Annotated in this window: 20 protein-coding genes; 9 read left to right on the top strand and 11 right to left on the bottom strand. The window is 60.7% G+C overall.

The window, feature by feature from the left end; all coding sequences use genetic code 11:
• The first annotated feature begins 125 nt into the window (after nucleotides 1-125).
• The 6 genes from SOP85_RS07735 to SOP85_RS07760 all read left to right on the top strand — a co-directional run bounded on the left by SOP85_RS07735 (nucleotide 126) and on the right by SOP85_RS07760 (nucleotide 2831).
• Nucleotides 126-425 (top strand): DUF5629 family protein, encoded by a 300-nt coding sequence (locus SOP85_RS07735; protein WP_323626579.1) that lies wholly within the window; start codon nucleotides 126-128, stop codon nucleotides 423-425.
• Nucleotides 418-1587, top strand: coding sequence for a lactonase family protein (locus SOP85_RS07740; protein WP_323626580.1), 1170 nt, complete (start codon nucleotides 418-420; stop codon nucleotides 1585-1587). Before SOP85_RS07735 ends, SOP85_RS07740 begins: the two co-directional genes overlap by 8 nt.
• A 156-nt stretch (nucleotides 1588-1743) precedes the next feature.
• On the top strand, nucleotides 1744-1923 hold the full coding sequence (locus SOP85_RS07745; protein WP_018926171.1) for a hypothetical protein: 180 nt from the start codon (nucleotides 1744-1746) through the stop codon (nucleotides 1921-1923).
• A 200-nt stretch (nucleotides 1924-2123) separates the two neighbouring features.
• Complete coding sequence (locus SOP85_RS07750; RefSeq protein ID WP_274076987.1) at nucleotides 2124-2249, top strand: hypothetical protein; 126 nt, start codon at nucleotides 2124-2126, stop codon at nucleotides 2247-2249.
• 115 nt (nucleotides 2250-2364) lie between these two features.
• Nucleotides 2365-2577, top strand: a complete 213-nt coding sequence (locus SOP85_RS07755; protein WP_323626581.1) for a hypothetical protein — start codon at nucleotides 2365-2367, stop codon at nucleotides 2575-2577.
• On the top strand, nucleotides 2574-2831 hold the full coding sequence (locus SOP85_RS07760; protein ID WP_274076985.1) for a hypothetical protein: 258 nt from the start codon (nucleotides 2574-2576) through the stop codon (nucleotides 2829-2831). The genes SOP85_RS07755 and SOP85_RS07760 overlap by 4 nt, the downstream gene beginning before the upstream one ends.
• Before the next feature lie 9 nt (nucleotides 2832-2840).
• Here the strand turns inward: SOP85_RS07760 and SOP85_RS07765 are convergent, their stop codons facing one another.
• Genes SOP85_RS07765 through SOP85_RS07775 form a run of 3 tightly spaced genes read right to left on the bottom strand, consistent with a single transcriptional unit; the run spans nucleotide 2841 to nucleotide 8316 of the window.
• Nucleotides 2841-3437 carry a glutathione S-transferase gene (locus SOP85_RS07765; RefSeq protein ID WP_323626582.1) on the bottom strand — a complete coding sequence of 199 codons (597 nt, stop codon included), beginning with the start codon at nucleotides 3435-3437 and terminating at the stop codon, nucleotides 2841-2843.
• A complete protein-coding gene (locus tag SOP85_RS07770) occupies nucleotides 3434-7075 on the bottom strand; it encodes an AAA family ATPase (RefSeq protein WP_323626583.1) in 3642 nt (1213 codons plus the stop codon). Before SOP85_RS07770 ends, SOP85_RS07765 begins: the two co-directional genes overlap by 4 nt.
• On the bottom strand, nucleotides 7072-8316 hold the full coding sequence (locus SOP85_RS07775) for an exonuclease SbcCD subunit D C-terminal domain-containing protein (RefSeq protein ID WP_323626584.1): 1245 nt from the start codon (nucleotides 8314-8316) through the stop codon (nucleotides 7072-7074). Before SOP85_RS07775 ends, SOP85_RS07770 begins: the two co-directional genes overlap by 4 nt.
• Before the next feature lie 353 nt (nucleotides 8317-8669).
• On the opposite strand from SOP85_RS07775, the gene SOP85_RS07780 reads away from it, so the two are divergent.
• On the top strand, nucleotides 8670-10025 hold the full coding sequence (locus tag SOP85_RS07780; RefSeq protein WP_323626585.1) for a lytic polysaccharide monooxygenase: 1356 nt from the start codon (nucleotides 8670-8672) through the stop codon (nucleotides 10023-10025).
• 96 nt (nucleotides 10026-10121) lie between these two features.
• Here SOP85_RS07780 and SOP85_RS07785 read toward each other — a convergent pair whose 3' ends face one another.
• The 7 genes from SOP85_RS07785 to SOP85_RS07815 form a co-directional block, all read right to left on the bottom strand.
• Nucleotides 10122-11774, bottom strand: a complete 1653-nt coding sequence (locus SOP85_RS07785) for a BatD family protein (RefSeq protein WP_274076980.1) — start codon at nucleotides 11772-11774, stop codon at nucleotides 10122-10124.
• Entirely contained in the window at nucleotides 11771-13504 is a 1734-nt protein-coding gene (locus SOP85_RS07790; protein WP_274076979.1) for a tetratricopeptide repeat protein, read from the bottom strand. The genes SOP85_RS07785 and SOP85_RS07790 overlap by 4 nt, the downstream gene beginning before the upstream one ends.
• Nucleotides 13501-14580, bottom strand: coding sequence for a vWA domain-containing protein (locus SOP85_RS07795; protein WP_274076978.1), 1080 nt, complete (start codon nucleotides 14578-14580; stop codon nucleotides 13501-13503). The genes SOP85_RS07790 and SOP85_RS07795 overlap by 4 nt, the downstream gene beginning before the upstream one ends.
• Nucleotides 14573-15067, bottom strand: a complete 495-nt coding sequence (locus SOP85_RS07800; RefSeq protein WP_274076977.1) for a DUF4381 domain-containing protein — start codon at nucleotides 15065-15067, stop codon at nucleotides 14573-14575. Before SOP85_RS07800 ends, SOP85_RS07795 begins: the two co-directional genes overlap by 8 nt.
• Nucleotides 15064-16008, bottom strand: coding sequence for a DUF58 domain-containing protein (locus SOP85_RS07805; protein ID WP_274076976.1), 945 nt, complete (start codon nucleotides 16006-16008; stop codon nucleotides 15064-15066). The genes SOP85_RS07800 and SOP85_RS07805 overlap by 4 nt, the downstream gene beginning before the upstream one ends.
• Before the next feature lie 5 nt (nucleotides 16009-16013).
• Nucleotides 16014-16973 carry an AAA family ATPase gene (locus tag SOP85_RS07810; protein WP_008150800.1) on the bottom strand — a complete coding sequence of 320 codons (960 nt, stop codon included), beginning with the start codon at nucleotides 16971-16973 and terminating at the stop codon, nucleotides 16014-16016.
• A gap of 301 nt (nucleotides 16974-17274) precedes the next feature.
• Complete coding sequence (locus tag SOP85_RS07815) at nucleotides 17275-17628, bottom strand: hypothetical protein (RefSeq protein ID WP_274076974.1); 354 nt, start codon at nucleotides 17626-17628, stop codon at nucleotides 17275-17277.
• A 356-nt stretch (nucleotides 17629-17984) separates the two neighbouring features.
• On the opposite strand from SOP85_RS07815, the gene SOP85_RS07820 reads away from it, so the two are divergent.
• Together SOP85_RS07820 and SOP85_RS07825 are read left to right on the top strand one after the other, a co-directional pair.
• Complete coding sequence (locus SOP85_RS07820; protein WP_323626586.1) at nucleotides 17985-19379, top strand: hypothetical protein; 1395 nt, start codon at nucleotides 17985-17987, stop codon at nucleotides 19377-19379.
• A 502-nt stretch (nucleotides 19380-19881) separates the two neighbouring features.
• A complete protein-coding gene (locus SOP85_RS07825; protein WP_323626588.1) occupies nucleotides 19882-24771 on the top strand; it encodes an NAD-glutamate dehydrogenase in 4890 nt (1629 codons plus the stop codon).
• A gap of 65 nt (nucleotides 24772-24836) precedes the next feature.
• On the opposite strand, the gene SOP85_RS07830 is transcribed toward SOP85_RS07825, so the two are convergent.
• Entirely contained in the window at nucleotides 24837-26087 is a 1251-nt protein-coding gene (locus SOP85_RS07830; RefSeq protein ID WP_323626590.1) for a delta-60 repeat domain-containing protein, read from the bottom strand.
• Nucleotides 26088-26208: the final 121 nt, after the last annotated feature.

A 26208-nucleotide genomic window follows, 5' to 3' on the forward strand; every position in this document is an offset into this window, starting at 1 on the left:
GCACCGCGTATAGCCAGAAAACACGCGTAATCGTTAACGACCATCGCGAGCAAGCTCGCTCCTACAGTTGTTCAGCGGTGTGGCTGAGCTATCATTGCGTTTTTCCCATTCAAAGATTGACTGCCATGACTGCTGCAACCGACACCTTGCTCAACGCCCTCGAACACTGCGGGATGGTCGAAATCGACGGCTACCACGCCTTCGAGTTCTCCCTCGATGAAGACGACAACCTGCACATCGAATGCATGGACGGTCGAAATGCCCTTCACTGGGAATTCACTCCCGCGCAGATTCAGGCGGCAACGTTCGATGCGACCTTGCAAAGCTGGCTGATCAATGACAACAACGGCGAACACCGGCTGGTGTGCCTCGGCGACGTCGTCAGCGGTGACAACGACGACGACGATGATCAACAGGATGCGTAACCTCTGGCCGCTATTGATCGCCGGTAGCATCGGCGCGATGGGCGTACAGGTGGCGGCCGCCGACGACTATCAATTGCTCGTGGGTTCCTACACGGCTGGCCAAAGCCAGGGCATCTATCGCCTGACCTTCGACAGTGCCACCGGGCAGATCGACGCCAAGCCGCTGCAGATGATCAAAAGCGAAAACCCGTCCTGGCTAACCCTGTCCAAGGATCAGCAGCGCCTGTTCGTGGTCAATGAAAATGGCCCGGGCCAGGCCGATCCGGTCGGGCGCGTGAGCAGTTATGCCATTGACCCCAAGACCCATGAGTTAACCCTGATCAACCAGGTACAGAGCCTGGGCAACGAACCGACGCATTCGGGTCTCAGCCTTGATGCCAGCCACTTGTTCGTCAGCAACTACTCGGTATCTGAAGATCCGGGCGGCACCCTGGCGGTGTTGCCGCTGGCGGCCGATGGCACGCTCAAGCCGGTGGTGCAGATGAGCAGCCATCCGGCCAGTCGGGTCAATCCCGAGCGGCAGACGTCGGCGCATGTGCATTCGACGGTCTCGTCGCCCGATGGCAACTACGTGTTTTCCAACGACCTGGGGGCGGACAAGGTGTTTGTCTACCGCTTCGACCCCAAGGCCAATCCCGACTTGCCGTTGATCCCGGCGACTCCCTCGTTCGTTCAGTTGCCAGCGGGCAGCGGGCCGCGCCATTTGCTGTTCAGTTCCGATGGCAAGCATGCCTGGCTGACCATGGAAATGAGCGCGCAAGTGGCGGTGTTCGATTACCGCGACGGCAAGCTGGAGCAAACCCAGATGGTCGACCTGGCTGCGGGTCAGCCGGTTTCGGACAAGGCCGCCGCGGCATTGCATGCCTCGAAGGACGGCAAGTTCCTCTATGTCAGCAACCGTGGCACCGCCAACCAGTTGCTGGTGTTCGCCATCGACCCAGCCACCGGCCACCTCAAGGAGCTGCAACGTCGCGCGGTAGAAGGCGACCATCCCCGGGAATTCAGCCTCGATCCGAGTGGCAAGTTCCTGCTGATCGCCAACCAGAAAAGCAACCGGATTGTCGTCGTCGAGCGCGATGCCAAGACTGGCTTGTTGGGTAAGACCGTGCAAAACCTGCCGATGGATGCCCCCAGTGACCTGAAATTCCTGGTGCGTCAATAGGCCGCAGGCCCCGGTTGATGGGGCCTGCATCCTTCTATCGATGAGCGTGATATGTGGAAGTGCTACAAAGCATTTCAAGCGGCTAAGCCTCGAGGGTTAAGTTTGCTTCACGGCCCCACCGGCCAGGCAAGCCAACTGACTTCGAGGAACTCCCGCATGAACTTCAATCTCTTCTCCGTGATCGCCGCTTCCGCCATTTCCGCCACCGTTGCCCTGCCAGCCAGCGCCAACGTTGAAATCAGCGACAAAAAATCCCACACCCAGAGCTACACCCAGAAATATTTGCAACAGAGCGCCAACTTCTACGCCGCGCTGGATCACAAAAACCAGCACTGAAATTCCAGCCCTGCCGCCTTTATGCAGGAGCGAAGTCACTTGCCGATCGAAGCCCAGGCTGCGAAAGGCGTTGAAGTGATGTCGCTCCTGCATAACGCGTTTGCGACAAGCCATCCTGTAATGCTTGATATCAGGTGGCCATGCCTCTAAATTTGACGCTGATTTTTTGACTCCTCCTTCATCAGAAAAGGATTGCCAAAATGACCCTGCGTCTCGCCGTCGTACTGCTGTCCCTCTACTCGACCCCCATCCTGTCCGCTGCCGTACCCATTCCCGGCGAACCTGACGCTGCCCGCGAGCGCATGATGAGTTTTATTGAAGACTGAGATAGTCTGGGTTAATGATCAACGAAGTTGATATTTGCTATGCATCAGACTCGTTGGTTACCGGTGCTTTTTTGATTGATTCTGTGGACTCTGAAACATGTCCACGGAGTTCATCATGGCCAGCTCGATCATCACCTCTGCCAAACACGGCGCCTATGTGGCTATCGGTCTTTACCTGGTCATGGTGCTGGTCATCAGTCTTTCGCCGCAGTCACAGCAAAGCGTCGAACCGCCGATTCATGTCGAACACCCTGGCATCCAGTTTGAACATCGCGCACAGCAGGCGATGGTCGATCCGGCGGAACTGGCGGGAGTGGGCGGAGCATGAACCGTTGCAAACTTTTGGTCATCGCTTTCCTGGCCTTCATCACCAACGGATTTTCCTTGCTGGGGATAGGGCAAGGTTCGATAGGCGGCGTAGCCCGGGCCATCGAGGCCAATCACAACATTGCGCGCAACATCGAAACGGCAAAGGCCATGGGCATGCTGGCCGGCAATCCGCCGATCAAGTCCGAGGAAAGTTTTTTCGGACCGTTCCAGGTGGATTGCTCGGCCATTGGCATGTGTGAAGTGTTGGCGTAACAGAGGGGGCTATTTCTTCATGATCGATGTGAACAAATCGGACTCCAGAAACCGCTGCAGCCACGCCTGCAGACGTCGATAGGGCGTTTGCGCGAACCACTCGCGGTCGACATGGGCGAATTGCCGTATGAACGGCATCAGCGCCACGTCGGCCAGGCTCGGGTGATCCGTGAGCAGGTAGTCGCGTCCCTCCAGTAACTCATCCAGTTTGCGCAGGAACACCTCGCCTTCGGCGCGATAGAACGCCATCGGTTGCTCAGGATAGCGCTCGGCGTACTTGTAGCGATTGAGGTGCACTTTGAAGTGCTGATCGTTCTCCTCGATCAACGCCTCGATGGCCAACTGTCCTTGCGGATCATCCTTGAGCAACCAGTCCTGCGGGTCATGGCGGGCGACGGCCCAGCGCAAGATGTCCAGGCTTTCATCGATGACCTGGCCGTCCACGTCCAGCACCGGCACCGTGCCTTTGCTCGACAGTGCGAGCATTTCGGCGGGTTTGGCCTTGAGGCTGACTTCGACGATGTCCACGGGCACTTCGCAGTAGCGCAGCGCCATGCGTGCGCGCATGGCGTAGGGGCAGCGGCGGAACGAGTAGAGCGTGATCATTTCACCTCCAGGGTGCTCAGGCCGTTGCCCTGGCGGCGGACCTGGATCTGCACCGGAATCCGCTCATGCATTTCCTGCACATGGGAGATCACCGCGACCTTGCGCCCCTGGGCCTGCAGGCCGTCGAGGGCGTCCATCGCCAGTTGCAGGGACTCCGGGTCGAGGCTGCCGAAGCCTTCGTCGATGAACAGCGATTCGATTTTCAGCGTGCTCGAGGCCATCGACGCCAGGCCCAGCGCCAGGGCCAGCGACACCAGGAAGGTCTCGCCACCGGACAACGAATGCACCGAACGCAGCTCGTCGCCCATCTCGGTGTCCATCACCAGCAAACCGAGCATGCTGCCGCCGCGTTTCAGGCGATAGCGCCGCACCAGTTGGCGCAATTGCACGTTGGCGTGGTGCACCAGCAGGTCGAGGTTGTAGGCCTGGGCGATCTTGCGGAAGGTGTCGCCGGTGGCCGAACCGATCAACGCGTTCAGGCGTGCCCAGCGCTGGTACTCGCTGTACGCGTCGGCGATCTGTTGCGCGAGGGCCTGATTGGCGTTCTGCCGGCGCTGATCCTCAGCCTGTTCGGCACGCAATTCGGCGCAGAGCTGCTCGCTGACGCCGAACTGGTTTTGTAACTCGGTAAGCGCGTTGGCGAGCTGTTCGTCATCGAGGTTGCCGTTGTGCTGCGCCTGATGATCGAGCAAGCGCTTGTCGCGCTCCTGTAGCAGGACATTGGCCTGTTCGATGGCTTTTTCGCTGTGCTGCAAGCGTTGGCGCAGTTCGCTGACATTGGCGTCGTCGACCCGCAGCAGGTCGTCAAGGCCAGCGTCATCCAGTTCCGGGTGGCGGGCGCGCCAGTCGGCGATTTTGTCGCCGAGCTCGCGCTGTTCGCTTTCCAGGGTGTGCAAACGCTCTTGCTGCGCCTTGAGTTCGGCGGCGATTCGCACGAGCTGCGTGAGTACGTTCTGCAGTTCCGTGGCCGTCGTGGTTTCGGCGTTGCGCGCCTGTTCCACGTCCTGCTCCAGCTGCTGCTGCCACTGTTCGGCGCTGCTGTGGGAGGCGAGCAATTGTCCGAGCGCCTGCTGGCTCGCCTGTTGTTGCGCGGCCAGTGCATTGAACTGCTGCTCGGCGGTTTGCAATTGTTGCACACGGGTTTGCTGCCGATCCTGTTCCTTCTCCAGGTGTTGCTGACGCTGTTGCTGCTCGGCAAGTTCTTCCTTTTGCTGATCGAGTTGCGCCAGGCGCTCGGCGATCTGCCGATCGAGCTGCATGAAGGTCGCGGCGGGCTCGAGACGCAGCGCTTCCAAGGTTTGGGCGGGTAGCAGGTTGGCGAACGCGTTGAGTTCTTCGTCCAGGCGCTGGCGGTCATTGCCCAGCTCACGCTGTTGATTGTCCAGATGCTGGGCCGCTTGCTGGTGCGCGGTTTCGGCGTGGCGCAATTGCTGGGTCAGGCGCGCGGCGTCCTGTTGCAGGGTGAGCAGGGCGGTTTGCCGTTGTTCGTCCTGACTGATGCTCTGGTTCAACTGGGCGTTTTGCTGGCTGAGCCAGGTGCCGCGCTTGGCGTAGTCCTGATTGTGCAGGGCGGTGGCCAGCGGATGCGCTTCAAGGCTTGGCGCCAGGGCTTGTTGCTGGGTCGCCAAATGTTCCTGCTGTTGCAGCAGTTCTTTTTGCTGGGCGATCAGTCCGCCCACTTCCGCCCGCAGTTCGGTCAGCTTTTCCTTGAGCTGGTCGACCGCTTTTTGGGCCGTTGCCTGCTCGCTTTCATCATGGCGACCCAGGCTTTGCAACAGGGCTTCGGGTTGATGGTAGGGATGCTCGTTGCTGCCGCAGACAGGGCAGGGCTGGTCATCCTGCAACTGCGCGCGCAGTTCCTCGACACTGGCGCTGCGGGCCAGGCGCTGGCGCTCCAGCAGTTCGCGGGTGACGGTCAGGGTCTGCTCGGCGATGGCGAGTTCAGCCTTGGCCTTTACCCCGTCCTGGGTCAGGCGCTCACGTTCCTGTTGCGCAGCGACCTGGCGTTGCTGCAACTCGGCGCCGCGCTTGTCCAGGTCCTGCTGGCTGTCCCACAGCCGCGTCAGGTCTTCGATGGCCCGCAGTTGCTTGCGGTTGTCCTGCAACAGGCTGCCGAGGATGCCGATCTGTTCGGCGACGGCGTCTGGTTCGGCGCCGGCCTCCTTGAACAGCACCTCCAGTTGCTGTTTCTGCGCAGTGAACGCCTGCGTGGTGCGCACGGCGTTCTGTTCGAGGTTGGCCAGTTCGGCCTGACCCTTGTTCAGGCGATTGCCGATCAGCATCAGCTGTTGCAGGCGATCGCGGTAAGCGTTCCATGCCTCGCTCAAGGGCGCCAGATGTACGCTCTGTTCCAGCTCGGCCGCCATGCGCTGCAAGTGTTCGCCAGCCCGGGCCTGTTGCTCGTGCAAGGTTTGAATCGCGCTTTGGCCCTGGGTGCAGGCTTGCTCGGCGCTCTGTCTGGCTTCGGCGGCCAGGGCCGTGTCCTTCGCCAGGCGGGCGAGGGTGCTTTGTTCCTCGAAGGCCTGACGCAACAGCGGCGCACATTCGGTTTGCCGTTGTTGCGCTTCACCCAATGCGATCCGGGTCGTGCCAAGGGCCTGTTCCAGTAGCGCCTGACGCTCGCTGAGTTCGCTGTGCTGGCGGGTATGCTGGGCGATTTGCTCGGCCAAGGGCGTGAGTAACGCATCGACCTCGGACTTGCGGGCGAACTGGTGCCGTTGCGGGGCGAGCTGCTCCAGGCGCGTCAGCTGCACGCGCTCGCCGGCCAGGCTGTCCCAGGTTTGGCGGGCGCTGTGCAGTTGTTCGGCAGCAGCCAGTTGCGCGTCATGCAAACGACGCAGTTCGTTGAGCCAGGTGTGCTGCAGTTCAAGCTGCTTGAGCTGCGCCTGCTGATGTCTAAGCTGCTGTTGCGCGGCCTGGAAGCGCTCGTCGAGCTCGGCGCGGGCCTCAGGCGCCAGGGGCGTGACGCCGCTGGCCTGGTCCTGCAGCAATTTGTGGGCTTCGCGGGCTTCTTTGGTCTTGTCGAAGGCCCGCCGGCCCAGCCGGGTGTATAGCGCCGTGTCGGTGAGTTTTTCCAGGAGTTCGCTGCGGTCGTTGTCATCGGCCTTGAGGAAGGCGCTGAACTCGCTCTGCGCCAGCAGCACGGCCCGGGTGAACTGTTCGAAATTCAGGCCCAGTGCGGCTTCGAGCTGGGTCTTGTATTCACCTTTCTGGCTGGCCAGCAGTTGATCCTGATCGAGGTCGCGCAGGCTCTGGCGGCTGGCTTGCAGTTTGCCACCGGCCTTTTCCCGGGCGCGATTGGCTTCCCAGCGTGCGCGATAACGGCGGCCGTCGACGCCGACAAAATCCACTTCGGCATAACCTTCGCCAGTGCCGCGGCGCAACAGGGTGCGCGGGTCGCCGGTGCCGATTTCGCCATCGGCGTCCGGTACCTTGGCGTCGCGCCCGGTGTTGTTCAGGCGCGGCACGGCACCGAACAGGGCCAGGCACAACGCGTCGAGCAGGGTGCTCTTGCCGGCGCCGGTGGGGCCGGTGATGGCGAACAGTCCGGCACTGGCCAGGGGTTCGGCGGTGAAGTCGATTTCAAACGGCCCGGCCAGGGAGGCGAGGTTTTTCAGGCGGATGGCGAGGATCTTCATGGCTGTTCGTCCTCCATCTGCACGTCTTGCAGCAGCTCGGCAAAGTCCTTTAGGGTTTGCTCATCGACCTCGCTGCCGTAGTTGTCCTGCCAGGCACGGCTGAACAGTTCATGGGGCGTGAGCTGGTCCAGTTCGATCAACCCGGCACCTTCATCGGCACCTTCACGGCTGCCGTTGCCGGCGTATTCGGCGGCGATGCGCACCAGGCGCACGGCCTTGCCTTCCAGGGCGCTTTCCACTTGATGGCGCAAGTCCGGTTGCGGCTCGTCGAGGCGTACCCGCACTTCCAGCCAGGGCTGGCGCTGGTAGTCGGCCAGCAGGTCGATGATCGGCAGGTCGGCCAGTTGCACAAGGATGTCGGCCAGGGGCGCAGGGCCGATACGTTGCAGGTTCACTGAGCGAGGGATCAGTTTCGGTTCGACGCTGACCAGGGTTTCGCCGTTGAGTGTGATGACGAGAATCTGATGCTGGTAGCCGATCTCCGAGAACGACAACGGAATGGGCGAGCCGCTGTAGCGAATGCGCTCCTCGCCGTTGACCTTCTGTGGCTTGTGCAAATGCCCCAGGGCGACGTAGCTGATGGTCGGTCCGAACAGGCTGGCGGGCAGCGCTTCGGCGTTGCCGATGATCAGGCTGCGTTCGGAGTCTTCCGACACCGAACCACCGGCCATGTGCGCATGGCTGATGGCGATCAGTGCCTGCCCGGGCTGTCGTTTGGCATTGGCCGCTTCAATCAGCCATTCGTGAACCTGGCCGATGCCGCGCAGGTAGTTGTCGCCCAGATGCGCGCCCGTGACTTCGGCCGGGCGCAGGAACGGCAGCGCCAGGCACCAAGCGGCAATGTCGCCTTGGGCATTTGGCAGTGGCAGCAACAGGCGCTCGGCGTCCAGTTGCCCGTCATCCAGCCACAGCACGCGGCCCAGGGCATGGGTGCGCAAGCGGCGCATCAAGGGCGCGGGCAGTTCGATGCGTGAGCCGGAATCGTGGTTGCCGGCGATCATCACGATGGTCAGCAAGGGTTGCTGCTCATGGGCGCTGACGATGAAGTCGTAAAGGCGTTCCTGGGCTTTGACCGGCGGGTTGACCGTGTCGAAGATGTCGCCGGCGATCAGCAGCACATCCGGCTGATCCAGTTTGAGCTGGCGCAGCAGCCAGTCGAGAAAACAGCCGTGCTCGAAATCGCGATCCTGGCCGTGCAGGTTCTGCCCGAGGTGCCAGTCGGAGGTGTGGAACAGACGCAAGGGCAACTCCGCTACAAAAAAGGTGATGGCCGCGAAGACAAATGACAGCGGCGAAAGGGGAGAGAGTTTACTGGCAAAAGACTGTTGTTGCAGAACACCTTTGAAGGTCAAGACGTCTGCATTCGGTGTTGAAAACCTGCGACCGTCTGTCCCCACTGTCAGATCTGTCAGTAGGCGCCAGGGCGAGCCGGGTATTCAATGGATTCGAGCATGGAGCCTTACAGTGCAAGCGACAGGGTGTGCTTTCCAATAGAAGGGAGGCGAGGCAGGTCGGACAGTAGCTGATGTGGTTAGGGCGTTACATGTGATTCCAGGGTTATCGAAGTTACTACGATTGTTAATGGAGAAATACTATGTCACAGGGTCGTCCGAACTCTATCAGTAGAAGCAACAATGCGCGTCATGGCCACGTTTTTTCTCCCTCTTCACGGGCACATTTTGAGTGGCTCGCGGGGAGACTCGACTTAGGGGCTCTGAACCAACGCGAGTCCGGCAAGTTTTTTCCTCTGACTGCCGGCGGGCTCAGGGATACTTTTGCCAAAGATGACGACGCCAACGTCCCGCCGCCTCCGGATGGAAAAATTGCCAGTGCCAATCAACTGACCGGTGCACAACTGGATGAACCAGGGAGTCATTGGAAAAAACATGATGTGCGAAGTGGCGAAACGCTGGACATTTCCTGGCGTTTCAGCGCGAAGCACGCGACCCGGCGCTGGAACTATTTCATGACCAGGGAAGGTTGGGATCCTGACAAGGTCCTGTCGCGCGACCAGTTTGAAGCGGAGCCGTTTTACACAGTGCAAATCAACCTGCAACCGCATTGGTCCCATGGCGAGCAAATGTTGCCCGCTTCACCCACCACCCATGGTGTCCCACTACCGGAACGGGACGGGTACCACGCATTGCTGGCCGTCTGGGAAGTGGCCAACACTTCCATGGCTTTTTACCAAGTGATTGATCTGAATTTCGTGCCACCGGAAGGCGGCGGTGAACGGCCGGATCCACCGACTGGACTGGCTGCTGTCAAGGTCACTGACAAGCAGGTACTGTTGAATTGGAATGCAGGAACCGGTCCCTTTCCGATCGCCTCCTACCGCATTTCGCGTAACGGAAGATTTTTGGTTGATGTAGACGCTCCGAATCTTGCTTTTGCCGATAACAGCGTGGCGCCTGAAACCCAGTACACATATGCCATCAGCGCGGTCGACGATCGCAGCCATATCTCTGCGCCCAGCCGGCCGATTCAAGTGCACACCTTGCCAGAAGGTGGAGCGGGGCCTACCGCTCCGACGAACCTGCACAGCATGGGCCAGACCACACACAGTGTCAGCCTGATGTGGGGGGCATCCACCGGCGCGGACCCAATAGTCGACTATCTGATCTATCGGGACGACATTCATATCAAAACCGTGAGCGTCACTCAGACCTCTTTTGTCGACTCTGGCCTCACACCAGACACCCCATACCGTTACGCGGTGAAAGCGCGCGACCTGAACAACAAGCTTTCGTCGTCCAGTAACGTTCTGAGCGTCAGCACTGAGAGTGGCGGGGGCGAGTATCCGGCATGGAAACTGAACACTCAGTATGCAAAAGACCAGCGAGTGAGACACGCTGCAAAGAACTGGTCCTGCCTTCAGGCACACACCTCCTACGTAGAAGACTGGGCCCCTGGGGTGGGCGACAATGTGCTTTGGGTCAAACTGGCCTGACCTTTGACGGACTCATTGTGCTTTGCTGAAAGGCCTTGATGATCGCAGCCTGCGGCAGCCCTTGGAGGGGCTGCCGCAGGCTGCGATCTTTTGATTTTATTTCGGATAAAGCGGCGGCAACCCACTGTCCCCAACCGGATCCTGAACCCGTTCGGCAATCGGAATCGTCCGGATCGCCCGCCACAAATCTTCCCCTTGCCAATGCTGGCCGGTTTCGCTGTACAGAGCGCCGTTCAAACCGTCGAGGGCGTCGGACAGCGGGACGAAGCGGGCGGCCATGTCGGCCAGGGTTTCCGGTTGCTGGCGGGCCCAGGCGTCGAGCGCCTGGCGGGTGGCGTGGGAATCGTTGGCCTGGCAGGCACGCTTGAGGTCGTCGAGCACCGTGCGTGGGCTCGGGCCGGTTTGTGCCGCCCGCAGGATTGCCGGTTGCCAGCGTGCCCGCCACCAGAGGCCGAACCCCAGCAGGGTGGTGCAGGCGAGGATCAGGGTGCTGAGTTTCCAGCGCCAGAGGGTTTCGTTGCTGGCACTGCTGTCCATTGGTGTGGCGCCGGCCGGAGTATCGACCAGCAGGCTCGGATTGGCCGCCACCTGCAGGGTCCGGGCGGGCAGGCTGCTGTGCTCCAGATGGTCTTCGAAGGTGTTCCACCAGACCACCTCGACCGACGGCAAGTCGATGGCGCCGCTGCGCGAAGGCACCAGCGCTTCGCGATCTTCGCGGCTGCCCACCAGGCCTCGTTCGGTATTCTGGTTACCCAGCACCGGTTGATCGGGATAGCGCCGCAGGCCACTGACCTCGGTGCCGGGCAGGGGCGGCAGCTGTGAACTGGCCAGGCCTTCGGCCTTGACCGTCAGGCTGCGGGTGAGCGAATCGCCGACCTGGACGTGTTCCGGCTCTGGATTCCAGCTTTCACTCAGGGTCAGGCTGCGAGCCGGTAGCCAGGGCAGGTCGGCGGGATAGGTGATGGGTTTGGCCTTGACCGTCAGCAGGATCTCGCCGGAGCTGACGCGCATCAACTTGCCGGATTTCGGCGCCTGGGCGCTGGCGTCCTGCACGGGCTGCGCCTCCACCAGTGCGGCATTGAATATCTGCGCCGGGATGATCAGTTCACCGCTGTGTTGCGGGTAGATCGCGTAGCGCATCTCGATCACGCCATGGCGAATGCCGTTGATGTCTTTCTCGTAGGTGCGTGACTCGCCGAGCTGTTCGATGCGCGCGTCGGGAATTTGCAAGGGCGGCAGGCTGCTGTCGTCGTACAGGGACACCGAATGGTAGATGCGCAAGGTCAGGATCGCCTGGGCCTGCACGTACACGGTGGTCTGATCGAGGCTGGCGTCGATGAACACAGCTGCCTGCTTGTTCGGGCTCGCCTGGGTGTCGCTCTCGACCACTTGCACGGTGATCGGCTGGCTCTGCACGTCGCCCAGCGCGAGCGGGGGGATCACCAGGGTGCCGTTGTGCAAGGGCAGCAGGGTGACGATCCAGCGGGTGGTGGCCTGGTTGTCGCCATTGAGGGTGTTCAACTGGTTGACCTGGCGGGTGCCACGCACTTCGAACAGGGGCTCCAGTGGCGTCAGGTCCGGCTTGCCGAACTGGGTCACGTCGTTGGATTCCAGGGTCAGTTCGATGGTCTCGCCGGAGTTCAGGCGAGCCCGGTCGACACTGGCGACCAGCTCGGCTGCCTGGGCCTGCACGACACAGAGCAGCAAGGCGGGCAGCGGGGCGAGCATGAAGGCGGTGAAGCGGGTCATCGAGTTTTTCCCTGATCCTGATGTTGTTGCTGTTCGTACCAGAATTTGCGTCTGAGCAATTCACCCGGGTCGTCCGGGATCTGCCTGAGCCATTGCTCCAGCGCCTGCTGCTGCTCGGCATCGAGACTGTCGCTGGTCGGGGGCATGGGGGCAATGGTGTGCTGTTCATCTCCCAGTTCGCTGCCCGGGACCTCGTTGGCGCCGGGGCGCGGCGGTGTTGTGGCGGACGGCTCGGTGGCGGCTTGGGTCGGTTCGCCAGCGGTTTGCGGCTCACCCGTTGTCGACGGCTGCGCAACGCTACTGGGTGGTGTTTCCTGCGCCGAATCGGCGGCCTCCTCATTGGCGGCTTTGTCAGGGGCGGGCGCGGTGGCTTGCTGCTTGAGCAGGCTTTCCACCAGGGCCTTGTTGGTCAGGGCCGGGCGCAGATCCGGTTGGCGTTCGAGGGCCTGTTCATAAGCATCCACGGCCGCCTCCAGCTCGCCGCTTTTGGCCAGGGCGTTGCCACGATTGTAGTGGGCGTGGGCGTCGTTGCCCTCGGCGAACCGCTGGGCGGCGCCCGTGTAGTCGCCGGCTTCGTAGAGAGCCACGCCTTGCCACTGGTGATCTTCGAAGTGCCGGGCCGCCTCGGCCGGGCGTTTCTGCTTGAGCAAGTGCTGGCCCTGCTGGTCGGGGCGCAGCCACAGGTCCTGGAAGTCGAAGGCATAGCCCGGTTGCGGCAGCATGAAAAATAGCGGCAGGCAGAACAACCAACCGCGACGACCGGCGCAGGCGGCCAGCAACAGCAGCGGCAACAGCAGCCAGTAGCCCTGGTCGGCCCAGGTGTCGAGGCGCAGGGTCTGGCCGTCGTTGCGCAGGTTGCGCGGCCCGTCGAGCAGGCCGAGGGCGCGCAGATCGCCATCGCTCAGGCGCGCGTGGCGGTAGTGTCCGTCCAGCTCGTTGATGAAGGCCTTCAGGCCGGGCTCATCCAGGCGCGACACCAGGATCGCTCCCTGTTCGTCCTTGAGGAAACTGCCATCCTCCTGGGTGATTGGGGCGCCGTCGGCGGTGCCGATGCCAAGCATGAGCAATTGCGTCGACTTGCCGCTCAAGGCGCGGCTGATGCCCAGGCGCTCCGGTTCGCTCAGGGAAGTGCCGATCAACAGGATCCGACCGTCGCCCAGTGCGGCCTGTTCCAGCAAGGCCAGGGCCTTGACCACCGCCAGATCGGCACGCTGGCCGGCTTCGGGCATCAACGACGGCTTGAGCGCATCGAGCAGGTTGCGGCTGGTGGACAGGTCGTCCGACAGCGGCACCAGGGTGTGGGCGCTGCCGGCGTAGACGACGATTGCAGTCTGCGCGTCGTTGCGGCTTTGCAGCAGGTCGAAGAGTTTGCGCCGGGCCTGTTCCAGGCGGTTTGGCTGAACGTCGGTGGCGAGCATTTGCGGGGTCAGCTCAAGGATTACCACCAGCGGGTCAGCGGGTTTCTGGCTGATCTGCTCGACGCGGGAAAAGCTCGGTCCGATCAATGCGACGACAGCGATCGACCAGGCCAGGCCCAGGGCGATCCACGGCAGTTTGCTTTCGCGTCCGCTGCCGCCACTGAGCAACGCCGCATGGAACGCCGGCGGCAGGATCATCTGCCAGCGCCCCGCGCGCTTCTGCCGATGCCACAGTTTCCAGAGCAACCAGCCAAGCAGCGGCAGCGACAGCAGCCACCAGGGGCGGAAAAAGTACGGCCAGAGTGCGCTCATCGGCGCCTCCGCAGGCGCAGGCGTTTGAGGCGCTGGCGCCAGTCAGGCAATGGCGATTGCAAGAACAGGTCCTTGGTGAAAAATCGTTGCAGCGGGTTGTCCGGCCACAGCTCGCGCACCACCAGCAGCATGCTCAGCCACAACGCCAGCGCCAGCGGCCAGTGGTACAACGCCTGGGCCGGACGGGCCTGGGTCGGTTGCTGGGTCACGGGCTCCAGTTTGTCGAGGGTGCCCTTGATCGCTTGCAGTTCCTGGCCATCGCGAGCGCGGAAGTACTGGCCGCCGGTGGCGTCGGCGATCGCCTTCAAGGTGGGTTCGTCAAGATCCAGGCTCGGATTGATCCCCAGGAAACCGGGGGTGCCGCTTTCTTCCGGGTCGGCGCCGATACCGATCGGGTAGATTTTCACCCCTTCCTTGGCCGCCAGGCGCGCAGCGGTCAGCGGATCGATTTCGCCGCCGTTGTTGGCGCCATCGGTGACCAGAATCAACACGCGGCTTTGCGCCGGGCGTTGTCGCAGGCGCTTGAGGGCCAGGCCGATGGCGTCACCGATGGCGGTGTTCTTGCCGGCGATGCCGATACGCGCTTCGTCGAGCCAGACGCGCACGGTATGCCGGTCAAACGTCAGGGGTGCCTGCACGTACGCCCGGCTGCCGAACAGGATCAGCCCGACCCGGTCGCCGTCGCGACTTTCGAGGAAATCGCCGAGCAAATGCTGGACCAGGGTGAGGCGGCTGACGTCATCGTCCTGCCACTGCATATCGGGAAAGTCCATCGAACCGGACACGTCCACCGCCACCAGCAGGTCGCGCCCGCTGGCTGCAATCGGCAACGGCTCGCCGAGCCATTGCGGGCGCGCGGCGGCGCTCAGCAGCAGCAACCAGAGCAGCAAAAACGGCGCCTGCTGACGCCAGGCGGGCAAGTTGGCCCGGGCGCGGCGTTTGGCCAGGCCTTCGAGGTCAGCGAGAAAACTGACCTTGAGTGCCGGTTCGCCACTGTCGGCCACCGGCAACAGCACACGCATCAACCAGGGCAGCGGCAGCAGGGCGAACATCCACGGCCAGGCGAACTCAAACATGTTTGCGAATCCAGGTGTCGACCGCCTGGGTCAGGCCGGCGATGGCCTTGTCGTCCAGCTTGCATTCGGGCTTGTAGGCGCCTTCGACCAGCACCATCCAGCGGGTCAGGCCGGCAGCGGGGCAGCGGTTGTCGAGAAAAGCCAGCCATTTGCGGCCATTGAGGGTATGGCTCTGGCTGTAGGGGTAATGGTTGCGGCACAGACGCTTGAGCAGGCCATTGAGTTGCTGCAGCCAGGCACCGGCGGGCGCGCCGTCGTAAGGTTTGGGCATGCGCGCCAGTTCCGCCAGTGCGGCCACGCGCACCGGGTCCAGCGGTTGTTCGACGGGGGCTACCGGTTGCTGGCGAGTCAATAGGTGCCGCAGCTTCCACAGGCCAAAGCCGATGGCCGGCAGCAACAGCAGCAGCAACCACCAGCCCGGTGCCGGCGGCCAGAACTCCACGGGGGGCGGAGAAATCAGTGGCTGCAACTGCTCGAGACTGCTCATCGACCTTTCCCCGGCTGCTGTGGGTTGAGGTACTCGCGCAGTTGCTCGACCATTTCACTTTGCGTGCTCAGCGGCATCAACAACACTCGAAGCTTCTGTGCCAGCAGCTCCCAGCGGGCGATGCGCGCTTCGGCCTGGGCGCGGTAGGTCTGGCGCAGGTCGAAGTTGAGCGTGTCGAGTTCCAGTTGTGCGCCACGCTCGGCGAAGCGCAACAGTCCGGCGGCAGGCAGGGCATGATCCAGCGGATCGGACAATGGCAGCAGCAACAGGTCGCAATGGCGCGATAACAGGCTCAGCTGTTGTTCGGCGCTTTCGGACAAGGCGCGCTCGTCGCAGATCACGATCGCCAGGCTGCCGGGCCGCAACACCTCCCGCGCGCGGCGCAAGGCAATGCCGAACGCATCGCGATCGGGCTCGCTTTCGGTGTGCAGCGACTGGTTGACCCGCACCAGGCGGTTGAGCAGCTGCAACAGGCTCTGTTTGCTGCGCCTTGGCTTGATTTCGTAATGCTCATTGTCGCCGAACACCAGGCCTCCGACCCGGTCGTTATGCCCCAGCGCGGCCCAGCCGATCAGGCTCGCGGCCTGGGCGGCGAGCACCGACTTGAACATCAGCCCCGAGCCGAAGAACAACCGACGACTCTGCTCGACCATGATGAAGATCGGCCGCTCGCGTTCTTCGTGAAACAGCTTGGTGTGGGGTTCCTGGGTCCGGGCGGTGACGCGCCAGTCGATGCTGCGCACGTCGTCGCCGGCTTGATAAACCCGCACCTGATCGAAATCCACGCCACGGCCCCGCAGCTTGGAGTGGTGCAGGCCGATCAGCGGGCTGCGCTGGCTCGGTGTGGAAAACAGCTGCACTTCACGCACGCGATGACGCATCTCGATCAACTCGGCGAGGCTGACACGGATGCCCGGTTCGGGCGGCAGGATGGCGTTCATCGGGGTCAAGCGACGGCTACGACGTCGAGAATCCGCTGGACCACCCGGTCCTGGTCGATACCGGCGGCTTCGGCTTCAAAGGAAAGAATGATGCGGTGGCGCAATACATCGAACAGTACCGCCTGGATGTCTTCGGGGCTGACGAAGTCGCGCCCGGCCAGCCAGGCGTGCGCCCGGGCGCAGCGATCCAGGGCAATCGAACCGCGGGGGCTGGCGCCGTAGGCGATCCATTCGGCCATTTCCGGATCGAACTTGGCCGGGGTGCGCGTGGCCATGACCAGTTGCACCAGGTATTCCTCCACGGCGTCGGCCATGTACAGGCCGAGAATCTCCTTGCGTGCGGCGAAGATCGCCTGCTGGCTGACCCGGCGTTCGGGCTTGGTTTCGCCGTTCAAGGCTTCGCCACGGGCTTGTTGCAGGATGCGGCGTTCGACAGCCGCGTCCGGAAAACCGATTTTCACGTGCATCAGGAAACGGTCCAGCTGCGCTTCGGGCAGCGGGTAGGTGCCTTCCTGCTCGATCGGGTTTTGCGTGGCCATCACCAGGAACAACGGCGAAAGCTCATAGGTGCTGCGTCCGACACTGACCTGGCGTTCACCCATGGCTTCGAGCAATGCCGATTGAACCTTGGCCGGGGCACGGTTGATTTCGTCCGCCAACACCAGGTTGTGGAAGATCGGGCCCTGCTGGAACACGAAGCTGCCGGTTTCCGGGCGATAGATCTCGGTACCGGTGATGTCGGCGGGCAACAGGTCGGGGGTGAACTGGATGCGATGGAACTGCGCTTCGATGCCTTCTGCCAGTTCCTTGATGGCCTTGGTCTTGGCCAGGCCAGGGGCCCCTTCAACCAGCATGTGGCCGTCGGCAAGCAGGGCGATGAGCAAGCGCTCGATGAGTTTTTCCTGGCCGAGAATCTGCGTTGAAAGAAAGGTTCGCAGCGCTAGCAGCGCTTCACGATGTTCCATCGATGACTGTTCCTGGAGAGGGTGACCGAAGACGTTCGTATAACGCCAGGGCTGGGGGCGTTACTTTAATCCATCGCGGGGGGCGGCGACTAACGGCATTTTGTGCAAAATGCGGGAAATGGTTGGGGATTTGCTGGTTTTTGCAGGGCGACAGTCCTGAGGTGACTGTCAGGGCCTCATCGCTGGCAAGTCGAATCGTCGCGCCGCAGTCCTACAGTTATTGGCGGTGTGGATGCTATCAGTGCAACACATCGGTCACTGTAGGAGCTGGCTTGCCAGCGATAGGGCCGGTTCAGACACATCAAATCTGACTGATAAAGGTCCCGGTACCGTCAAGGATATTCTTCAGGGTTTCCTGAACCTCCGCCAGATCCACCATGTCCGGGTTAAAAGTGATCTCCAGCACATCATCCCCATTCAACGCATCGGCATCCGCCGCGGCGATCTCGATCTTCAGCAGGGTAGGGCTGAGGGTAACCTTCACGCCATCCAGGGTCGAAGGCTCGCCATCGAGGGTGATCTCAAGCTCATCCTCATCCGGATACCGACTCATGAGAAACATCTCACCCTTTTCGCTATGGCAGCACAGCATCGCCATGTCGTCTTCTTCTTCATCGCAAGGGTTGACGATCAAGAGGGCGGTGGTCATTTGCATGGGGAATTCCTGGCTCGGCGAGCGTGATGAACGTAAAAAAATGCAATTCTGCCAGTCCACGGATATTTCTGCTGCCTCAGGTTGCTGACGTGGCGGGAAAACACCGATTTCCATTATCACTCTGATGTATCGAAAAGCCGTTACAACTAGACCCTGTGAATGATGAGGGGTACTTCTCACGGACTTTTCCTAACTTGCCATAGGAAATTTCCGATCCTGTTGCAGGAGGTTTGCGAACCCTGAAAATAACGCCAGGAAGCAGGTTTTTTACTTGTCTTTGCGCATTTCAATCCCTTAGCGTGATCGCCCAGACGCAAAGGATTGCGCAGTCAATCATGTAAAAAGGACCTCTTTCGATGAGTCAGTATTTCGAACGGGCAGATGAGATCAAGCACCTGTCCGAGGAACAAATCGAGCAACTGTACCAGCGCTATCTGGACGGTGAAAAAAGTGCCGACCTGAAAATCGAGTTCAACATTGCGCCTGAAGTCCGCAGTCTGTTGAAGATATTGCCGCCGATCATCAGCAAGGACCTGACCTGCCCCTACTGCGACCTGCCCATGTGGGTGCGCCGGCACGCCAAGGGTACCCCTGTCTCACTTCGTAACCCTTTCAAGTGCGTGCGTTGCGAGCACTATCACCATGAGCCTGGCCACCAAGGGCGAATCAAGCGCTGTACCTGCAATGAGTGCTACAAGCTGCGCCAGCAGGAAATCGCCGCCCAGGCGCAGCGCGATCGTCTCGAGCTGCAGAAACGCTACGCCACGCCGCGTCCGTCGGTGCCTTATGCATCGCTGGGCTTCGTCCAGAAACTGGCACTGCTCGCCTTGCTCGACGACGGCCAGGTCGACGGTGGCGAGCGCATTGCCTCGCTCGCCACCGGGGTCAGGAGCGAACCTCTGGCACCCACTGATGAGGCCAGTGAAGCGCTGGTGAGGAACCTGCACGAGACCGGAGCGCTGGACGTCGACCTGGATGGCGACATCAAGGCCTTCGATCGGGCGTCCGGCTACCAGATCAAAGACTTCTGCTCCGTGCGCTGGCTACCCAATGTCGCATTGGAACCCGGCATGCGCGGCACTCGCGACGCACTGTACGGAGCTTTGTATCAAGAGCTGTCAGGCAGTGTTCAGCCCGCCTGGAAAAGCGAATTGTACGCCTTGATGTTGAGCCTGGCCCGGGACGAGTCGCTTCAGTACATCCAGATCCTGGCCAGTGAAGTGAGTTTTGTATTCAGTGCCCAGGGGCGCGCCGAAACCGTTGTCGGCCAGCTTCTGCAGGACTTTTCGGTGAGCCACATCTACTACTTTGCGCGGTTGGCGGTGAAGAATGCCGCGCATTTCTACGCCACCGGCAATTCCAAGGGCCGTAACCACGCTTGCAACACCATCCCGGGCAACATGTTGGGCACGGCGCAGGATGCAAAGGCGCGAAACTGGCGCAAAACCGCCTATCGCGATTCGCGAGTGCCGCAGTCGGCCTTGCACCGAATCCTGTATGACGTGGTACTCAAGGACAGCGGAGCAGGTTTCTCCAAGTCCCCGGGCCTCTACTGGCGTGACGAACTGGTGCCACGGTTTTTCTCTGGCAATGGCTGCACGGCGGACCAGGTCGGGCATCTGCAGCTGTTCTGTCGTGAATGTGATTCAACCAACGTCGATGCCAGCATGGACAAGAAGACGATTCAAATGCTCTGTTACGACTGCGCGACAGTGAGCCGATTTCAGGCGTTCGATGACTTGATCGACTGAATCGGTCGAGGTTCCTTCAATGAGCAGCATTAGCGTCCATGGTCGGTTCGGCGATCATGGATGTTGTCAATTTCTGGTTGGGGCGGGGAGGGCGCGTCCGGGCCTGCCGTTCTGGTACGGTTGTCCCGCAAAAACTGTGCAATCAGCCCCGAAATCGCCTTCGGCTGCTAGTGTTGTTCAAGGCGCGCCTGCAGAGCAGCGTACCGTTGACCGAATATGTCGCAGCACCGCAAGCATGGGGCTTGCCGCACTCGTTAAGCTGCGCAACGGATGAGCACCCGTAAAGGCATTGCGCTGCACGCAGCCCAGTCGCTTTTGCAGATGCCCATTCACGGAAGGTGAATGTGACCCGAGTGTCTCGTTTAGCTTCACCCTCCTGTCGCCCTGTTTCCTCTGCCCGAGAATCAGGAGCAGGGTGACGGATAGCTTTGAAACATAGCCCCGAACAGGGGTGTTACGCGCGACGCTTTCATCAATAACAAGCCCAAGCGGAGTACCACAGATGGCGTTCTTCACCGCAGCCAGCAAAGCCGACTTCCAGCACCAACTGCAAGCGGCACTGGCGCAGCACATCAGTGAACAGGCACTGCCACAAGTGGCGCTGTTCGCTGAACAATTCTTCGGCATCATTTCCCTGGATGAACTGACCCAACGTCGGTTGTCTGACCTCGCTGGCTGTACTCTTTCTGCGTGGCGCCTGCTTGAGCGCTTCGATCACGCGCAACCGCAAGTGCGCGTCTACAATCCCGATTACGAACGCCACGGCTGGCAGTCGACCCACACCGCGGTCGAAGTGCTGCACCACGACCTGCCATTCCTGGTGGACTCGGTGCGCACCGAGCTGAACCGTCGCGGCTACAGCATCCACACCCTGCAGACCACCGTGCTGAGCGTGCGTCGTGGCAGCAAGGGCGAGCTGCTGGAAATCCTGCCAAAAGGCACCCAGGGCGACGACGTGCTGCAAGAGTCGTTGATGTACCTGGAAATCGACCGTTGCGCCAATAACGCCGAACTGAACGTGCTGGCCAAAGAGCTGGAGCAGGTGCTCGCTGAAGTGCGCGTGGCGGTGGGCGATTTCGAGCCGATGAAAGCCAAGGTCCAGGAAATCCTCACCAACCTGGACAACAGCCAGTTCGCCGTCGATGCCGACGAAAAGAGCGAAATCAAGAGTTTCCTGGAATGGCTGGTGGGCAACCACTTCACCTTCCTCGGCTACGAAGAGTTCGTGGTCAGCGATGAAGCCGATGGCGGCCACATCGTCTATGACAAGGACTCCTTCCTCGGACTGACCAAACTGCTGCGCGCCGGCCTGAGCTACGATGACCTGCGCATCGAAGACTACGCCGTCAACTACCTGCGCGAACCGACCCTGCTGTCGTTCGCCAAGGCGGCGCACCCAAGCCGTGTACACCGTCCGGCTTACCCGGACTACGTGTCGATCCGTGAAATCGACGCCAACGGCAAGGTCATCAAGGAATGCCGTTTCATGGGCCTGTACACCTCGTCGGTGTATGGCGAGAGCGTGCGGGTCATCCCGTACATCCGCCGCAAGGTCGCGGAAATCGAACGCCGTTCCGGCTTCCAGGCCAAGGCTCACCTGGGCAAGGAACTGGCCCAGGTGCTCGAAGTGCTGCCGCGCGACGACCTGTTCCAGACGCCGGTGGACGAGCTGTTCAGCACCGTGATGTCAATCGTGCAGATCCAGGAACGCAACAAGATCCGCGTGTTCCTGCGCAAGGACCCGTACGGTCGTTTCTGCTACTGCCTGGCCTACGTGCCGCGTGATATCTACTCAACCGAAGTACGGCAGAAGATCCAGCAAGTGCTGATGGATCGCCTGAAGGCCTCGGATTGCGAGTTCTGGACCTTCTTCTCCGAGTCCGTGCTGGCCCGTGTGCAGCTGATCCTGCGCGTCGACCCGAAAAACCGCATCGACATCGATCCGCAGCAACTGGAAAACGAAGTGATCCAGGCCTGCCGCAGCTGGCAGGACGATTACTCGGCGCTGACCGTCGAAAGCTTCGGCGAGGCCCAGGGCACCAACGTGCTGGCCGACTTCCCGAAAGGCTTCCCGGCCGGTTACCGCGAGCGTTTCGCCGCGCATTCGGCTGTGGTCGACATGCAGCACCTGCTGAGCCTCAACGACAAGAACCCGCTGGTGATGAGCTTCTACCAGCCGCTGGGCCAGGTCGGCCAGCGGGAGCTGCATTGCAAGCTGTACCACGCCGACACCCCGTTGGCGCTGTCCGACGTCCTGCCGATCCTGGAAAACCTCGGCCTGCGCGTGCTGGGTGAATTCCCGTACCGCCTGCGTCACACCAATGGCCGCGAGTTCTGGATCCACGACTTCGCCTTCACCGCAGCCGAAGGCCTGGACCTGGACATCCAGCAACTCAACGACACCCTGCAGGACGCGTTCGTCCATATCGTGCGCGGCGATGCCGAGAACGATGCGTTCAACCGCCTGGTCCTGACCGCCGGCCTGCCTTGGCGTGACGTGGCGCTGCTGCGTGCCTACGCCCGTTACCTCAAGCAGATCCGCCTGGGCTTCGACCTGGGCTACATCGCCAGCACCCTGAACAACCACACCGACATCGCTCGCGAACTGACCCGGTTGTTCAAGACCCGTTTCTACCTGGCGCGCAAGCTGAGCAGCGACGATCTCGAGCAGCGTCTGGAACATGCGATCCTGACCGCGCTGGACGACGTCCAGGTGCTCAACGAAGACCGCATCCTGCGTCGCTACCTGGACCTGATCAAGGCCACCCTGCGCACCAACTTCTACCAGACCGACGCCAACGGCCATAACAAGTCGTACTTCAGCTTCAAGTTCAACCCGCACTTGATCCCTGAACTGCCGAAACCGGTGCCGAAGTTCGAGATCTTCGTCTACTCGCCACGGGTCGAAGGCGTGCACCTGCGCTTCGGCAACGTCGCCCGTGGCGGCCTGCGCTGGTCCGACCGTGAAGAAGACTTCCGTACCGAAGTCCTGGGCCTGGTAAAAGCCCAGCAAGTGAAGAACTCGGTGATCGTGCCGGTGGGTGCGAAGGGCGGCTTCCTGCCGCGTCGCCTGCCACTGGGCGGCAGCCGTGACGAGATCGCGGCCGAGGGCATCGCCTGCTACCGCATCTTCATTTCGGGCCTGTTGGACATTACCGACAACCTGAAGGACGGCGCCCTGGTGCCGCCGACCAACGTCGTGCGCCATGACAACGATGACCCGTACCTGGTCGTCGCCGCGGACAAGGGCACCGCGACCTTCTCCGACATCGCCAACGGCATCGCCATCGACTACGGCTTCTGGCTGGGTGACGCGTTCGCCTCCGGTGGTTCGGCCGGTTACGACCACAAGAAAATGGGCATCACCGCCAAGGGCGCGTGGGTCGGCGTACAACGCCACTTCCGCGAGCGCGGCATCAATGTCCAGGAAGACAGCATCACTGTGGTGGGCGTCGGCGACATGGCCGGTGACGTGTTCGGTAACGGCTTGTTGATGTCCGACAAACTGCAACTGGTCGCGGCATTCAACCACATGCACATCTTCATCGACCCGAACCCGAATCCGGCGACCAGCTTCGCCGAGCGTCAGCGCCTGTTCGACCTGCCGCGTTCGGCCTGGTCGGATTACGACACCAGCATCATGTCCGAAGGCGGCGGTATCTTCTCCCGTAGCGCCAAGAGCATCGCGATTTCCCCGCAGATGCAGGAACGCTTCGACATTCAGGCCGACAAGCTGACCCCGACCGAACTGCTCAATGCCTTGCTCAAGGCACCGGTGGACCTGTTGTGGAATGGCGGTATCGGTACCTACGTCAAGGCCAGCAGCGAAAGCCACGCCGATGTCGGCGACAAGGCCAACGATGCGCTGCGCGTGAACGGCAACGAACTGCGCTGCAAAGTGGTGGGCGAGGGCGGTAACCTGGGCATGACCCAACTGGGGCGTGTCGAGTTCGGCCTCAATGGCGGCGGTTCCAACACCGACTTCATCGACAACGCCGGTGGCGTGGACTGCTCCGACCACGAAGTGAACATCAAGATCCTGCTGAACGAAGTGGTTCAGGCCGGCGACATGACCGACAAGCAGCGTAACCAGTTGCTGGCGAGCATGACCGACGAAGTCGGTGGCCTGGTCTTGGGCAACAACTACAAGCAGACCCAGGCCCTGTCCCTGGCGGCCCGTCGCGCCTTGCCGCGGATTGCCGAATACAAGCGCCTGATGAACGATCTGGAAGGCCGCGGCAAGCTGGATCGCGCCATCGAGTTCCTGCCGAACGAAGAGGCGATCAACGAGCGCATCGCCGAAGGCCATGGCCTGACCCGTGCCGAGTTGTCGGTGCTGATCTCCTACAGCAAGATCGACCTCAAGGAGCAGCTGCTGGGCTCCCTGGTGCCGGACGACGACTACCTGACCCGCGACATGGAAACCGCTTTCCCGCCAACCCTGGTGAGCAAGTTCTCCGCAGCGATGCGTCGTCACCGTCTGAAGCGCGAAATCGTCAGCACCCAGATCGCCAACGATCTGGTGAACCACATGGGCATCACTTTCGTTCAGCGACTCAAGGAGTCGACCGGCATGAGCCCGGCGAACGTGGCCGGTGCCTACGTGATCGTGCGTGACATTTTCCATCTCCCGCACTGGTTCCGTCAGATTGAAAACCTGGACTACCAGGTGTCCGCCGACGTGCAACTGGAGCTGATGGACGAGCTGATGCGTCTGGGCCGTCGCGCCACGCGCTGGTTCCTGCGTGCCCGTCGCAACGAGCAGAACGCTGCCCGTGACGTCGCGCACTTCGGTCCGCACCTGAAGGAATTGGGCCTCAAGCTCGACGAACTGCTCAGTGGCGAGATCCGCGAGAACTGGCAGTCGCGCTACCAGGCATACGTCGAAGCCGGTGTACCGGAGTTGCTGGCGCGCATGGTGGCGGGTACTTCGCACCTGTACACCCTGCTGCCGATCATCGAGGCCTCCGACGTGACCGGCCAGAACCCTGCGGACGTGGCCAAGGCCTACTTCGCCGTGGGCAGCGCGCTGGACATCACTTGGTACCTGCAACAGATCAGTGCCTTGCCGGTTGAAAACAATTGGCAGGCCCTGGCCCGTGAAGCGTTCCGCGATGACGTCGACTGGCAGCAACGTGCGATCACCATCTCGGTCCTGCAACAGGGCGACGGCACCCAGGACGTGGAAACACGCCTGTCGCTGTGGATGGCACAGCACGGCAGCATGATCGAACGTTGGCGCGCCATGCTGGTGGAAATCCGTGCCGCCAGCGGCACGGACTACGCCATGTACGCGGTGGCCAACCGTGAACTGCTGGACCTGGCTTTGAGCGGGCAAGCGGTGGTGACTACCCCCGTACCTGCCAGCGAAGTGCTTGAGCCGGCGGCCTGATCAGGCGTTGATTGAAAAAGCCCCGCATTGAGAGATGCGGGGCTTTTTTTTCCCTGTCCCGTAACTCAGTTCAGATAGCGAGCAGCAAACTGCCGGAACCCCATGAAGGTTCCGTCAATGGAAGCTGCTCCACAAACGACAATGCGACCATCCTTCTGGATGAACATTCCACGGCCTTCATCAACCGAGTCCGTCAGTTTGGTACGAACCCATCCTTCGCCGCTTCCGAATGTCTGATCGGGTTTGCCACTGGTTAAGTAGCGTGCGAGAAGAACATCAGCCTCCTCACCGCCGAGTGAATTACCGTGAACAATTATCTTGTCCTTCCCTTGATAGGCTACATTCCTGAAATTCACACCGATGTTGTTTTCATCCAATTTGGTCAATAATGGAGCTCCGTCATTGAACTCAGGATCAACGCATCCATCGTTGGTAAGGCACAGTAACAATCCATGTTGCGTGCCAGATACGATTGAGCTGCCGACGGCCGCAATTCTTCCGTCCATAGACAAGTTTATATCCAGTATCTGATCGACGATGCCCATGACTGGGGCGAGAAAGAAACCATTTTCGCCGAAGGTGATGTCAATCTTGCCGTCGATATTGCAGCGAGCTACATAACATACAGACTTATCAATGACATACAATGTTCCCGCGACTAGTAACTTTCCGTCGGGTTGGACCCGGATTGAATTGATAGATGTCTGGTGTTCAGGGTGCCTGATATAAACAAAACCGTTACCGTCACCAAATTGATGATCAATTCGGCCGTTTTTATGTAAACGATAAAACATGCCGATGGATTCACCATTTGGTAAACTTTGAGTCGAACATACTAGAATTCCTCCATCGGCACATGGGGTGGACTTAATGGCTGGGAATTGAGGTTTTCTCAGCTGGGGGGTAGTTGGAATAACAACCTTGCCTGCAATCCCAAAGTCAGTATTGATGGTTCCATCCTGTCGGTACATGGCAAAGGCGTGATGAGATAAAACGTCGGTTTCATGGTAAAAGCCAGATATCAATATTTGATTACTGCTAGTCATTGCAATATGTCTAGCTTCGGAGAAGAAACCATTTTTGAAGACGCTTTGGACGACGCCGGTATTGTTGAATTCAGTGTTCATTGATCCATCTGTATTCAAGCTGACAATCGAGTAATCGTTTAGCAATCTCCCGGGAATGAATAGCTTTGAATTATCGCTAACCAACACGTCGTTTGCGTATCCGAATGTATTATTTGATACAAGAGGGAATGCTTTTCCATCTTTATCAAAACTTTCATCAAGGTCACCTGCGCCACGAGCAGCAGTCATATTCATTACTCCGTCCTCAACTATTAATTGGCTCTATTTAAGTCAAAACGCCATTAATTTGCGGTGCGGATAGCATTTTACATAGAGAACTTTATTTTTTATGCGACATTGTGATTTCTGT

This window comes from Pseudomonas sp. YuFO20, assembly GCF_035064975.1.
Lineage (GTDB): Bacteria > Pseudomonadota > Gammaproteobacteria > Pseudomonadales > Pseudomonadaceae > Aquipseudomonas > Aquipseudomonas putida_AE.

What these genes read in the sequence shown, in the direction of transcription:
- SOP85_RS07735 (WP_323626579.1), top strand. Translation starts at nt 126, where the DNA reads ATGACTGCTGCAACCGACACCTTGCTCAACGCCCTCGAACACTGCGGG.
- SOP85_RS07740 (WP_323626580.1), top strand. Translation starts at nt 418, where the DNA reads ATGCGTAACCTCTGGCCGCTATTGATCGCCGGTAGCATCGGCGCGATG.
- SOP85_RS07745 (WP_018926171.1), top strand. Translation starts at nt 1,744, where the DNA reads ATGAACTTCAATCTCTTCTCCGTGATCGCCGCTTCCGCCATTTCCGCC.
- SOP85_RS07750 (WP_274076987.1), top strand. Translation starts at nt 2,124, where the DNA reads ATGACCCTGCGTCTCGCCGTCGTACTGCTGTCCCTCTACTCGACCCCC.
- SOP85_RS07755 (WP_323626581.1), top strand. Translation starts at nt 2,365, where the DNA reads ATGGCCAGCTCGATCATCACCTCTGCCAAACACGGCGCCTATGTGGCT.
- SOP85_RS07760 (WP_274076985.1), top strand. Translation starts at nt 2,574, where the DNA reads ATGAACCGTTGCAAACTTTTGGTCATCGCTTTCCTGGCCTTCATCACC.
- SOP85_RS07765 (WP_323626582.1), bottom strand. Translation starts at nt 3,437, where the DNA reads ATGATCACGCTCTACTCGTTCCGCCGCTGCCCCTACGCCATGCGCGCA.
- SOP85_RS07770 (WP_323626583.1), bottom strand. Translation starts at nt 7,075, where the DNA reads ATGAAGATCCTCGCCATCCGCCTGAAAAACCTCGCCTCCCTGGCCGGG.
- SOP85_RS07780 (WP_323626585.1), top strand. Translation starts at nt 8,670, where the DNA reads ATGTCACAGGGTCGTCCGAACTCTATCAGTAGAAGCAACAATGCGCGT.
- SOP85_RS07785 (WP_274076980.1), bottom strand. Translation starts at nt 11,774, where the DNA reads ATGACCCGCTTCACCGCCTTCATGCTCGCCCCGCTGCCCGCCTTGCTG.
- SOP85_RS07790 (WP_274076979.1), bottom strand. Translation starts at nt 13,504, where the DNA reads ATGAGCGCACTCTGGCCGTACTTTTTCCGCCCCTGGTGGCTGCTGTCG.
- SOP85_RS07795 (WP_274076978.1), bottom strand. Translation starts at nt 14,580, where the DNA reads ATGTTTGAGTTCGCCTGGCCGTGGATGTTCGCCCTGCTGCCGCTGCCC.
- SOP85_RS07800 (WP_274076977.1), bottom strand. Translation starts at nt 15,067, where the DNA reads ATGAGCAGTCTCGAGCAGTTGCAGCCACTGATTTCTCCGCCCCCCGTG.
- SOP85_RS07805 (WP_274076976.1), bottom strand. Translation starts at nt 16,008, where the DNA reads ATGAACGCCATCCTGCCGCCCGAACCGGGCATCCGTGTCAGCCTCGCC.
- SOP85_RS07810 (WP_008150800.1), bottom strand. Translation starts at nt 16,973, where the DNA reads ATGGAACATCGTGAAGCGCTGCTAGCGCTGCGAACCTTTCTTTCAACG.
- SOP85_RS07815 (WP_274076974.1), bottom strand. Translation starts at nt 17,628, where the DNA reads ATGCAAATGACCACCGCCCTCTTGATCGTCAACCCTTGCGATGAAGAA.
- SOP85_RS07820 (WP_323626586.1), top strand. Translation starts at nt 17,985, where the DNA reads ATGAGTCAGTATTTCGAACGGGCAGATGAGATCAAGCACCTGTCCGAG.
- SOP85_RS07825 (WP_323626588.1), top strand. Translation starts at nt 19,882, where the DNA reads ATGGCGTTCTTCACCGCAGCCAGCAAAGCCGACTTCCAGCACCAACTG.
- SOP85_RS07830 (WP_323626590.1), bottom strand. Translation starts at nt 26,087, where the DNA reads ATGACTGCTGCTCGTGGCGCAGGTGACCTTGATGAAAGTTTTGATAAA.